Source organism: Vibrio sp. 10N.261.52.A1 (assembly GCF_002876325.1).
Taxonomy (GTDB): domain Bacteria; phylum Pseudomonadota; class Gammaproteobacteria; order Enterobacterales; family Vibrionaceae; genus Vibrio; species Vibrio chagasii.
This window is the reverse complement of record NZ_MCYD01000711.1, coordinates 1-11115: the sequence shown is the minus strand read 5'-3', so window position 1 is coordinate 11115 and position 11115 is coordinate 1. Positions and strand designations below refer to the sequence as shown.

At 45.3% G+C, this 11115-nt stretch carries 11 protein-coding genes, 1 pseudogene and 1 other annotated feature; of the genes and pseudogenes, 4 read left to right on the top strand and 8 right to left on the bottom strand.

The annotated features are described in order from the left end of the window. From BCT81_RS14230 to BCT81_RS14215, 4 genes and pseudogenes are all read right to left on the bottom strand, one after another. Nucleotides 1-313, bottom strand: a pseudogene (locus BCT81_RS14230) (anthranilate phosphoribosyltransferase); the annotation flags it as partial. 9 nt (nucleotides 314-322) lie between these two features. Then, nucleotides 323-949 (bottom strand): aminodeoxychorismate/anthranilate synthase component II, encoded by a 627-nt coding sequence (locus tag BCT81_RS14225; RefSeq protein WP_102424840.1) that lies wholly within the window; start codon nucleotides 947-949, stop codon nucleotides 323-325. Between the two features lie 2 nt (nucleotides 950-951). Then, complete coding sequence (locus tag BCT81_RS14220; RefSeq protein ID WP_102424839.1) at nucleotides 952-2541, bottom strand: anthranilate synthase component 1; 1590 nt, start codon at nucleotides 2539-2541, stop codon at nucleotides 952-954. 125 nt (nucleotides 2542-2666) lie between these two features. Then, nucleotides 2667-2781, bottom strand: a sequence feature (Trp leader region). Continuing rightward, nucleotides 2728-2853, bottom strand: a complete 126-nt coding sequence (locus BCT81_RS14215) for a hypothetical protein (protein WP_004741253.1) — start codon at nucleotides 2851-2853, stop codon at nucleotides 2728-2730. (Overlaps the previous feature by 54 nt.) A gap of 120 nt (nucleotides 2854-2973) precedes the next feature. On the opposite strand from BCT81_RS14215, the gene BCT81_RS14210 reads away from it, so the two are divergent. The 3 genes from BCT81_RS14210 (at nucleotide 2974) to rluB (ending at nucleotide 5711) form a co-directional block, all read left to right on the top strand. Further along, the gene (locus BCT81_RS14210; RefSeq protein WP_102424838.1) at nucleotides 2974-3843 is read left to right on the top strand and encodes a PHP domain-containing protein; all 870 of its coding nucleotides are present in this window, start codon (nucleotides 2974-2976) and stop codon (nucleotides 3841-3843) included. A 55-nt stretch (nucleotides 3844-3898) separates the two neighbouring features. Beyond that, nucleotides 3899-4519 carry an L-threonylcarbamoyladenylate synthase gene (locus BCT81_RS14205; RefSeq protein WP_004741255.1) on the top strand — a complete coding sequence of 207 codons (621 nt, stop codon included), beginning with the start codon at nucleotides 3899-3901 and terminating at the stop codon, nucleotides 4517-4519. 160 nt (nucleotides 4520-4679) lie between these two features. Further along, a complete protein-coding gene (rluB, locus tag BCT81_RS14200; protein ID WP_102424837.1) occupies nucleotides 4680-5711 on the top strand; it encodes a 23S rRNA pseudouridine(2605) synthase RluB in 1032 nt (343 codons plus the stop codon). A 224-nt stretch (nucleotides 5712-5935) separates the two neighbouring features. On the opposite strand, the gene BCT81_RS14195 is transcribed toward rluB, so the two are convergent. From BCT81_RS14195 to yeiP, 3 genes are all read right to left on the bottom strand, one after another. Further along, the gene (locus tag BCT81_RS14195) at nucleotides 5936-6418 is read right to left on the bottom strand and encodes an RNA methyltransferase (RefSeq protein WP_004741257.1); all 483 of its coding nucleotides are present in this window, start codon (nucleotides 6416-6418) and stop codon (nucleotides 5936-5938) included. 147 nt (nucleotides 6419-6565) lie between these two features. Then, complete coding sequence (locus tag BCT81_RS14190; RefSeq protein ID WP_004741258.1) at nucleotides 6566-6895, bottom strand: HI1450 family dsDNA-mimic protein; 330 nt, start codon at nucleotides 6893-6895, stop codon at nucleotides 6566-6568. A gap of 10 nt (nucleotides 6896-6905) precedes the next feature. After that, on the bottom strand, nucleotides 6906-7475 hold the full coding sequence (gene yeiP / locus BCT81_RS14185) for an elongation factor P-like protein YeiP (protein ID WP_004741259.1): 570 nt from the start codon (nucleotides 7473-7475) through the stop codon (nucleotides 6906-6908). 137 nt (nucleotides 7476-7612) lie between these two features. On the opposite strand from yeiP, the gene BCT81_RS14180 reads away from it, so the two are divergent. After that, nucleotides 7613-8380, top strand: a complete 768-nt coding sequence (locus tag BCT81_RS14180; RefSeq protein ID WP_102424836.1) for a nucleotidyltransferase — start codon at nucleotides 7613-7615, stop codon at nucleotides 8378-8380. A gap of 84 nt (nucleotides 8381-8464) precedes the next feature. Here the strand turns inward: BCT81_RS14180 and BCT81_RS14175 are convergent, their stop codons facing one another. Continuing rightward, entirely contained in the window at nucleotides 8465-10828 is a 2364-nt protein-coding gene (locus BCT81_RS14175; protein WP_102424835.1) for a DNA polymerase II, read from the bottom strand. Nucleotides 10829-11115: the final 287 nt, after the last annotated feature.

The following is an 11115-nucleotide window of genomic DNA, read 5'->3' as shown; positions in this document are numbered from 1 at the left end:
CAACTTTTAAACCACATGCCGCGGCAACAAATGCTGAAGTTGTCGAAATATTAATGGTGTTGTGACCGTCGCCGCCTGTACCTACGATGTCTGCAAAATCGTAATCTGGGCGTGGGAACGGGTTTGCATTAGCAAGCAGCGCTTTCGCCGCACCGGCGATTTCGTCCGGTGTCTCGCCTTTGATTTTCAGTGCAGTCAGTGCAGAAGCCATCAGGATTGGGTCTAGTTCACCCTTGATGATAACGTCGAATAACTGTTGGCTTTCTTCTTGAGTAAGAGACTGCTGTTCGTAAAGTTTATTAATCTGTTCCATGATCGTTTCCTAGTTAGTCTTTTTATCAAGAGTGGCCTTCTTCTCAAGGCAGAGAGGTTTCTCAAGTGCCCATTCGATAGCGTTCGCTAGAAGCGTTGCACCGTAGGTTGTCATAATTGATTCTGGGTGGAATTGGAATCCACATACTTTGTCTTGTTCTTGAACCACAGACATGACCAAACCATCGACTTCAGCGGTTACCGTTAGGCTATCTGATACATGGGTAGCAACCAGAGAGTGGTAGCGAGCAATAGCCAGTGGAGAAGGTAAGCCTTGGTAAGTCGCATGATTTTGGTGCTCCATCATCGACACCTTACCATGAATGATTTCGCCTGCGCCTGCAACGGTGCCGCCATAAGCTTCAACGATCGCTTGGTGACCTAAGCAGATACCAATCATTGGCACCTTGCCTTTTAGCAGTTGAATCAACTCAGGCATGCAGCCTGCGTCTGCTGGAGCGCCAGGACCTGGTGAAAGTAGAGCAACAGGGTTGTCTAGTTCGTTGATTGCCGCTTCCACTACCTTTGCAGAGATGTTGTTACGGTATATTTTTACGTTGTGACCCAATGAGCGGAACTGGTCTACAAGGTTGTAAGTGAACGAGTCGAAGTTATCGATGAATACAATATCAGCCATGATTACGACTCCTTCTTGTTAGAGATGGTTTTAGTATGTGCAGCTTGAATCGCTGAGATGACCGCTTGCGCTTTGCCGCGAGTTTCATCGGCTTCTGCTTGTGGATCTGAATCGAACACCACGCCAGCACCGGCTTGTACTTGTGCAACACCATCTTCAACGTAAGCTGAGCGAATTACGATACAAGTATCTAACGTGCCTTCACCTGTTAGGTAACCTACCGCACCGCCATAGCTACCACGACGCGTTTTTTCTACATCACGGATAAGCTGCATTGCACGGATTTTTGGTGCGCCCGTTAGGGTGCCCATGTTCATACAAGCTTGGTAAGCATGCAGGGCGTCTAAATCTTCACGTAGTTGACCAACGACACGAGAAACCAAATGCATTACATGACTGTAGCGGTCAACTTTCAGTAAATCTGCTACGTGGCGAGTGCCAGCTTCGGCAATGCGTGCAACGTCGTTACGCGCTAGGTCGACAAGCATCATGTGCTCAGCGTTTTCTTTCTTGTCGGTGCGCAGTTCAAGCTCGATACGGCTGTCTAGGTCGAAATCGATTTGACCGTCAGGACGCTTACCGCGACGACGAGTACCAGCAATTGGGTAGATCTCAATTTGGTTGGTTTCAGTTTCGTATTTCAGCGCGCTTTCTGGAGATGCACCAAACAGCGTAAATAGCTCATCTTGCATGTAGAACATGTAAGGGCTTGGGTTACTTTGTTTAAGTTCTTTGTAAGCGGCTAGTGGAGCAGGGCAAGGGAGTGTGAAGCGGCGTGATGGTACGACTTGGAACACATCGCCTTTTACTACGTACTCTTTTAAGTCACGAACCGTTTGACAGAAATCTTCATCAGAAACGCTTGGTACCGCTTCCACGTTGTCTAGTGGTGTCACTTCCGTGATCGCTTTCAGTGACTGACATTGTGTTTGAATGTCGGCTAAACGCTCAGTTAGCTGCGCTTTGATGCTTTCATCGTTAGTGAACAAGCTTGCATGAAGCAGGCCTTGGTTCTCTTGGTGGTCGAAACGAAGCAGGGTTTCAGCCACGTAGAATACAAAGTCAGGGCAGTTGTTGGTTGCTTCAGCATCGCCTAGCGGTTCAAAGTTCGCCACGATGTCGTAAGCGAATAGGCCAGCCATGAATAACGCGTGCTTATTATCAGCGTCTTGCTCAAAGCTGTGCTGAACCAAACGTAGTGCATCGAAAGAAGAAGCTTCTCTTAAGCGTGAGTCTTCGTCTAATTCGTTGCTCGGCTCAACAAAAGTCAGCGTCAGTAAGTTATCCGTCAAATCAGATTTAATCTCTGCTTTCACGTTTTGAGTTAGGTGTTCGATAAGCGCTTGACCGTTTTTAGTCAGGGCTTGAAAGGTTACTTCATGTTCGCGGCATACAATGCGAACAGCAGAGTCGATAAGGAGTAGGCTTGTCAGGTTCTGTTTAGATTCAATCTCAGCAGATTCCAACAGCAAACTGTCTGTTTTGTTTTCACACAAGGTATGGAAAACACTGGTTGGATCTTGCGAGTAAGGAACTGAAGAATTGATGACCTCAATGGTTCCCAGCTTTTTGATTTCAATGGCCTTGTTCACAAGACCTCCTTTATGATTCTTTAAATTTCCTGCCGTACATAGTCGCATAAAGATACCTTTCACCCAATCTAGAATATGGTCAATTCGATGATTTGTTAGTCAGTTGAATGTGAGATGTTCGACAAATTAAAAAGCCCGCTATGGAAGCGGGCTTAGTGATAACTTTTTTATAAACAAACTGTTTAATTAGAAGTATACGTTAGCCCACCAAGAACTTGTCCAAGTGCGCCACCAATTAAGCTCTGAACTTGCTTCTACTGAAGAAAGTTCTAAAACTTTATCTTTATGGTCTTGGTTAAATTCTTGTAACATGGTGAACCTATCAAATGTGATACTTCGTATTTGTGTACTAGTTAACTAGTTTTCCGCTTGCGGGTCAAGTGTGTTGACACAAATATAACGATAAAAATTGAAAACAATGAAAAAGAATATATGAGAATTGATCTACATAGTCATACAACAGCCTCAGATGGTCGACTTACTCCACCTGAGCTAATTGACCGAGCGCTAAGCTTTAACATCGAAGCGTTAGCGATTACAGATCATGATACGACGGATGGGCTTGCTGAAGCGCGCAACTATATTGCGGATAACAATCTTCCTATTCAGCTGATAAATGGCATCGAAATCTCCACAGTATGGCAAAACAAAGATATTCATATTGTTGGTTTAAACGTCGACCCTGAGTCACCAGAGCTGAAAGCTCTTATTGAACAACAGAAGCAGCACCGTATTGGCCGTGCCGAACTGATTGCCCAGCGCCTTGAGAAAGCAACACGCGAAGGGGTATTAGAAGAGGTTAAGTTGATTGCTGGCGATGCACCGATCACTCGCGCCCATTTTGCTAAGTGGCTAGTCGATAACGGTTATGCGAAAACCATGCAGCAAGTGTTCAAAAAGTTTCTTACTCGCAATAACCCGGGTTACGTGCCACCAACTTGGTGCTCAATGAGTGATGCTGTCACGGCCATTCACGCCGCTGGTGGGCAAGCGGTATTAGCGCATCCAGGCCGATATGGTTTTACTGCTAAGTGGGTTAAGCGCCTACTGACTGCATTTGTTGAGGCAAAAGGCGACGCGATGGAAGTGGCACAACCTCAACAAGCACAACAAGAAAGACGCACTCTTGCGGATTATGCTATACAATACAAACTATTAGCCTCCCAAGGCAGCGACTTCCATTATCCATCTCCTTGGATGGAACTTGGACGCAATCTCTGGCTACCTTCTGGGGTCGAAGAAGTATGGAAAGATTGGGAGTTTCAAACGGTTTCACCATCTGATAGCAATGTCAGTATCTAAGTGAAGCAGCTCCTTCTGATGATAGAGTCGAGAGATTCGATAACGAGGATCAATAATGAGCCAGTTTTTTTATGTACACCCAGATAACCCACAAGCACGTTTAATCAATCAAGCGGTTGCGATTGTTCGTAATGGCGGTGTTGTGGTTTATCCAACAGACTCAGGCTATGCGCTGGGTTGTCAGCTTGAGAACAAGCAAGCACTAGAACGTATTTGTAAGATTCGTCGTATCGACGATAAGCATAACTTCACTCTGTTATGCCGTGACTTGTCTGAACTGTCACTGTATGCACGCGTAGATAACGTTGCTTTTCGTCTGCTTAAGGCTCATACGCCAGGTGCTTACACGTTTATTTTTAAAGCGACCAAAGAAGTGCCAAAGCGCTTAATGAACGCGAAACGTAAAACTATTGGTATTCGTGTACCAGACAATAAGATCGCTCTAGACCTGTTAGAAGCGATGGGTGAGCCATTGATGTCTACGTCTCTTATCTTACCGGGTAATGAGACAACAGAGTCGGATCCAGAAGAAATTCGCGACAGCCTAGAACACGCTGTTGATGTTATTTTGAATGGTGGCTACTTAGGTGAACAACCGACCACAGTGATTGACTTCAGCGACGATGATGCTGTCATTCTACGCCGTGGTGCCGGTGATCCAGCGCCGTTTGAATAATCGCATTACTGGTTAACAGTCTGTAACGATACAGAGCGCCTACCATAAGTAAATAACAAGTGCTTTTTGGTAGGTAATTTGCGATAATACGCGGCCGCGATTTGGTCGCGAAAAATTCATTCGACGTCTGTGAAGACGACAATTAGGTAGAAAAGAGTAAATGAGCGAAAAATTACAGAAGGTTTTAGCGCGAGCTGGTCACGGTTCTCGTCGTGAACTAGAAGGTTTAATCAAATCTGGCCGTGTAAGTGTTAACGGGCAAGTTGCGAAACTGGGCGAGCGTCTTGAAGACGAAAACTCAGTGATCCGTATCGATGGCCATACTGTTTCAGGTAAAGCGTCTGAAGAAGTGGTTTGTCGTGTACTTGCTTACTACAAACCTGAAGGTGAGCTATGTACTCGTCATGATCCTGAAGGTCGCCGCACAGTTTTCGATCGTCTACCTAAGATCCGTGGTTCTCGTTGGATTTCGGTTGGTCGTCTTGATGCGAACACGTCTGGTCTTTTGCTTTTCACAACCGATGGTGAACTTGCAAACCGTCTAATGCACCCAAGCCGTCAGGTTGAGCGTGAGTACCTAGTACGTGTATTTGGTGAAGTTACTGAGCAGAAGGTTAAGAACCTTGTGCGCGGTGTTGAACTAGAAGACGGCATGGCTCGTTTCGAAGATGTGGTTTACGCTGGTGGTGAAGGTATGAACCATACTTTCTACGTAGCGATTAACGAAGGTCGTAACCGTGAGGTTCGTCGTCTTTGGGAATCACAAGAAACAACAGTAAGCCGCCTGAAACGTGTACGTTACGGTGATATCTACCTTGACAAGAAACTGCCTCGTGGCGGTTGGAAAGAGCTAGATCTTCAAGAAGTAAACTACCTGCGTGAGCTTGTAGAACTTAAGCCAGAGAAAGAGACATTGTTGGATCTTGATCCTTCAAACACTTCTCGTAAGCGTGAGCGTTCTCGTAGCCAGAAAATTCGTCGTGCTGTTAAGCGTCACGAAGAGCGCGCAAATGCGCCAAAAGCCCGTAGCAACCAAGCTAAACGTAAGAAGCCAGCTACTCGTGGTACTACAACACCTGATTCAGGTCGCAGTGCACCAGCAGCAAAAGGCAAACCTCAGGCTAACAAAAGCAAGCCAAAGATGAACAATGGTCGTCCGGCTAAACCAGCTAAGCCAAGAACACGTCAGTAATTACATGACTTCTTAAGCTTAAAGCTTTATTGTCTTAAAGCACTGAATACTAAAAAACCTGCTAACTTAGCAGGTTTTTTTACATCTGAACAAATAGAAGATGCGGGATGCGAGTAACCGAGTATCGAAAACATGCTGCCATAAACGCAGTGAGCGCGCTCTTCGCGTCTCTTATCTCGTTTACGCGCATCTATAATCTGATCGTATCTCGTATCTCGTATCTTCTACTTATGATTCGAAAAGTTATCACCCTTCGCCAAACGGTCGTAAAGCACCACGTTCACAGATGCTGCGAGGTTCATGCAACCATTGGTTGGAACGTAAATCGTGTCGCGGCAGAAATCAGTGATCTCTTTCTTTAGCGTGCCATCTTCTGGGCCAAAAATATAAAACGCGCGTGGTGGGTGTTTGTAATCCGGTAGAGGCTTCGCACCTTCAATCAGATCAACGGCCACAGGCACGCAGCCTACTGGAATAATGTCTTTCAGCTCTTCAACGCCAATCAGTGGCAGCTCTAAGTGCTTCTCTTTGGTGTCGGTATGGAATTTTCGCGCATGATCGTATCGTGTGCCTGTATAGAACACAGAGTTAGCGCCGTAGCAGCCAGCCGCTCGCATTACAGAGCCTACGTTTTCAGGCGTCTTTGGGTTAACTAGGCCAATGCAGGCATAGCCTTTGGATTGTGTATCTGTTTTTGCTTTGGTCATATCAGTGAATATAAAGTTGATAAAGAAAGAGAGTTCTCATGCAGGGAAGTAGCGTGATAAAAATAGCCGAGCAAGTGGCTCGGCTAGATTTTTAACTCGTTTACATGAGTGCTTGTTTACTCATGAAGTTGAGCGTCAGCAGTCGTATTAGTCGCGCTTCCACAGCATGTGACAGAATTTATGCTCTGGGTCACGGCTGATTAGCATGCGAGCAAATACGTCGTCTAGAACGTCATCAGCTTCATTCACAAGACCAATGCGCACTTCTGCGTAGATTTCTTTGTCGACTTCAAAGCCAACATGTTCAACCCAATCATCACCTGTTTCAACAAGCTCTGCAGCGCCACGGTCTTCAAACTGAGCCGTGAATAGAATCACATCTGCAGGTTCAAGGTTATCGGGTGCCATCTCTAGGAAGATGTCGTATGCAGTATCAATTGCGTCGTCATAAGACATTAGGTCGTTAGCTTCGGTCATAATAAGTATCTTAGCTTGCGCGGTTCATGTATTTACGTTCAGCAGTGTTTACTACTACTTTGTCGCCAGTCGCGATGTACTCAGGTACTTGGATAGTAAGACCTGTAGAAAGGCGAGCAGGCTTAGTACGAGCAGACGCTGATGCACCTTTGATTGAAGGGTCAGTCTCTTCGATAACTAGCTCAACAGACGTTGGTAGCTCAAGTGTTGCTGCGTTGCCGTCGATAAGGATAGCGTACATGCCTTGAGTGTCTTCGTTGATGAACAGTAGCTCGTCTTCGATAGTTTCACCGTTGAAGATGAATTGTGTGTAATCTTCGTTGTCCATGAAGATGTACTCGTTGCCATCAACGTAAGAGAACATTACTGCACGCTTAGTTACATCGATCGTTTCAACGATTTCGTCAGCCTTGTGGCGAACTTCAGTTTTAACGCCAGTTGCTACGTCGTTACCACGGAAACGGTAAATCTTTTGACCGCCACGGCCACCTGGTGTTGTTACTTCGATATCTTTAACAATGACTGTTTTGCTTTCTACTGTGATAGCAAAACCTTTTTTAATTTCACTTGCTCTAGGCATTTTGTGTTTGTCCTTAGTGGGTCTATCCGCTGATTATATCTCGGAGATGCTATAAATAGGAATAGCTTGAATCATAAAGTCACCTAAGCGATCATAGAGTCACAGTTAAATCATGATTTTATTTGCCGAAACGACCTATGCAGTTACCTGTTATTGACCCTACACAGCCTTTTCAACCCGAATTTCAACCTGTGGTTAACGATCTAATTACCTTCTTAAAAGGTGGGCTGGGTTCTAATCTTCACAGTGTCTATATTTATGGCAGTGTTGCTCGCAAGCAAGCGGTAGCCGGTCGCTCAAATCTTGACGTGGTTGTGGTGACACACCGTCCGTTTCCTGAGCAGCGAACTACGCTGTTAAACACCATTAAATGGCGTTTCCAAAAGAGCTTTCCTCAGGTCACTCAAGTGGCAATAAAAACCACATTGGTGAGTGAAGTGGTCGACTTCGACAATATCTTCACGTGGGGTTTTATGCTCAAGCATCTGTCGGTGTGTGTGTATGGTGAAGACTTATCAGATTGTTATGGTGATTTCGAAACCAGTTGGGAAATTGCCAAGCATTGGAATATGGACGTTGAAAACTGGTTAGCGGTATATCGCAACAAAATTGCGCGAGCAACAACGCCTGAACAGCAAGTCGCAGCGCAAGTGATCATCGCCAAGAAGCTGCTACGAGCGAGCTACTCTTTGGTAATGTATCGTGATAAGTATTGGTTTGATAACCCCGTTGCTTGTGGTCAGCAGTTCTTGAAGTATCACCCAGACAGAGAAGTCGAAATCCAACGACTGGGTATATTGCTTTCAGGCCGACCGATTCCGAAACGTTCAGTGGTTGGCATTCTGGATGGGTTTGGGGAATGGCTGGTTAAGCAATATCAGAAAACAGAGTTTCGAATCGGATAGAACTTCGCAACCTACAGATATAAAAAGCAGAGCGAATTGAACATTCCTCTGCTTTTTTATTCTGATTAAACTCAGACAAGAATCTTAGAATAAGCCTAATTGCTGCCCACTGACTCTCTCAAAATCTAAACCAATGAAAGGCAAGATTGCTTCTGCCACCGGTTTAATCTGCTTATCGATGTAATGCTGATAATCGATACCACTCTTCAAATACTCTTTGGGCTCTGGGCCATTCAAGGTAATCAAGTATTCAATACGCCCTTTGTTTTGGTACTGAAGTGGGCGCCCTAGTTTTGCATTGACCTCATCAGCCATTCTGGCAGCCCGAACTTGTGGCGGAATGTTCTTTTGGTACTCATGCAACTTGCGACGCAGGCGCTTTTGGTAAACCAGCAAGTCGTCATGCTTACCTGCTGAAGTCTCATCAACAAACTGTCTGACGTAGTCGGTTGGGTCTTGGTCGTGGAAGACCATTTCATATAAGGTTTGTTGGAACTGTTGCGCGAGTGGTGTCCAGTCTGTTCGCGCGCTCTCAAGCCCTTTGAAAATGATCTTCTCTTGGTCGCCTTGGTTGATTAAACCGGCATAGCGCTTCTTCGAGCCTGTTTCCGAACCACGAATGGTTGGCATCAGGAATTTTCGATAGTGGGTCTCATATTCCAGCTCGAGAATTGAGGTCAGGTTATAGGTCTCTTTTAGGTGCTCAGCCCACCAGTTGTTAATATAAGCGACCAGTTGATGGCCAATCTCGTCAGCTTGCTCTTGGTCATAACTGCCATTGAGGGAAACGAAGGTCGAGTCGGTATCCCCATAAATTACTTGGTAGCCCTTGTCTTCGATCAGAACCTTGGTTTGTTTCATGATTTCATGACCACGCATGGTGATTGATGACGCCAAGCGAGTATCAAAGAAGCGGCAGCCAGAGGAACCTAACACGCCATAGAAAGAGTTCATGATGATCTTAATGGCTTGAGAGAAGGCTTTTTCGTTGTTCTTCTTTGCGACGTCACGAGCGGCCCAAAGGTTTTCGATCATCTCTGGTAAGAAGTGTTTGGTGCGGTGAAATTGCCCACCGCGAAAGCCATCAACGGCTTGGTTTTCAGCTGGGCCGATTTCCAATTTCAACCCTTCGATTAACCCCATAGGGTCAATCAAAAATGAACGAATGATGGACGGGTATAGGCTTTTGAAGTCGAGCACCAGAACGGAGTCATAGAGATTAGGGATGGAGTCCATCACGTAGCCACCGGGGCTAGCGATCCAGTTCTCTGGCTCTAGGTTCGGGGCAACATAGCCTGCTCTGTGTATCTGAGGTAAATATAAATTGGTAAAGGCTGCAACAGATCCGCCAACACGGTCTAGCTCAACTCCGGTCAAGCGAGAGCGCTCTATAACGAAATCGAGTAGGTGGGTGTGTTCGAAGATTCGATTTACCAACACACAGTCTTGCAGGTTGTACTTAGCTAGTGAGGGCTTATCGAACTTGAACATTCGATTAATCTCATCCATACGGTCATGAACGTTATGGATATCCTTACCTTCACCGAGTAGTTCGCGTGAGACTGATTCAAGTGACCAAGATCTGAAGTGGTAGGTTGCTGTTTTCAGCATATCGATGCCATCTAAGACAACACGCCCTGGAATAGTAATGAAGCCTTGTTGGCTTTGTGCTGAGCTACGGAAGAAGCTAGGTTGATTATCTCGACCGATATTGAGCTTTACCTCATTCCATTCTGCACGCTTGTGTAGCAGCCTAAAATCGAAGTCAATGACGTTCCAGCCAATGATGATATCTGGGTCAAATTCAGAGAACCACGAAATCATCGCTTCAAGCAGCGCTTTTTCATTCGCGACCCATTGGATATTGGTTTCAGCTTGCTGTGGATCGCCAATCATAATCACTCGGCTATCCATTGGACTGTCTAAGCCAATGGAGTAGAGCACGCCTTTCTCTGAACATTCAATATCCAGAGAAACCATCGATAATGTTGGTAAGTAATTGCCCGCTCTGCACTTGGCATTGGAGACTCGACGATGCTGATTCTTTTGCACAGCCGTACCAGTAAACTCGATACTTCCTTTGATAAAACGTTCCATTAGGAATCGATCCGCAAGGCGAATATCGCTCTCAAAAGTCTGGATTTCTTCGTTGTTGAAGGCTTGTGCTAATCCCAAGCTGCTTCTCGATAGTGTTGTATAACAAGCCGCGAGAGAGGTTTGGTCGAAAGTTGCGAGCTCAAGAGGTTTAAACTGGCACTCAATGGACTCTTTGGCTGCAATCGACTCGCATGCGGCTACATCAGATTGAGCAACAAAAAATACTGGCTTTTCGTTTTGAATAGTCAGAAGAGTAGGGCCTTCAGGTGTGCTTAACCACAAGTCGATCTGTGTTCGCCCTGAAAAATCTCTCGCCTGTCTTGTAAGTACAAAGCCTTGCTGAATATCCAATGTAATAACCTATTGATACGGGGGAGTGAATACTATCATCTAGCGCCAGATTACGCACAATAGGCTGCAAAGATAGTCATTAAATACTCGTTAGTAGCAGTAAATAACGGGACTCTGTAAGCAAAAAAGTGAAATTGTCGAGAATGGCCATTTAATGGTATTGAAAATATCTCTATCTTATGTAATTTTATTGGGTGTTGTTTTAACTGGTTGATTTTTAGTGAAAGCTTGTGTTTTTAGCGTACCTTTTTATAAATAAGTACTTGCTAAAGTTAGTGTTTCAGCAC

What these genes read in the sequence shown, in the direction of transcription:
- BCT81_RS14225 (WP_102424840.1), bottom strand. Translation starts at nt 949, where the DNA reads ATGGCTGATATTGTATTCATCGATAACTTCGACTCGTTCACTTACAAC.
- BCT81_RS14215 (WP_004741253.1), bottom strand. Translation starts at nt 2,853, where the DNA reads ATGTTACAAGAATTTAACCAAGACCATAAAGATAAAGTTTTAGAACTT.
- BCT81_RS14210 (WP_102424838.1), top strand. Translation starts at nt 2,974, where the DNA reads ATGAGAATTGATCTACATAGTCATACAACAGCCTCAGATGGTCGACTT.
- BCT81_RS14205 (WP_004741255.1), top strand. Translation starts at nt 3,899, where the DNA reads ATGAGCCAGTTTTTTTATGTACACCCAGATAACCCACAAGCACGTTTA.
- rluB (WP_102424837.1), top strand. Translation starts at nt 4,680, where the DNA reads ATGAGCGAAAAATTACAGAAGGTTTTAGCGCGAGCTGGTCACGGTTCT.
- BCT81_RS14195 (WP_004741257.1), bottom strand. Translation starts at nt 6,418, where the DNA reads ATGACCAAAGCAAAAACAGATACACAATCCAAAGGCTATGCCTGCATT.
- BCT81_RS14190 (WP_004741258.1), bottom strand. Translation starts at nt 6,895, where the DNA reads ATGACCGAAGCTAACGACCTAATGTCTTATGACGACGCAATTGATACT.
- yeiP (WP_004741259.1), bottom strand. Translation starts at nt 7,475, where the DNA reads ATGCCTAGAGCAAGTGAAATTAAAAAAGGTTTTGCTATCACAGTAGAA.
- BCT81_RS14180 (WP_102424836.1), top strand. Translation starts at nt 7,613, where the DNA reads ATGCAGTTACCTGTTATTGACCCTACACAGCCTTTTCAACCCGAATTT.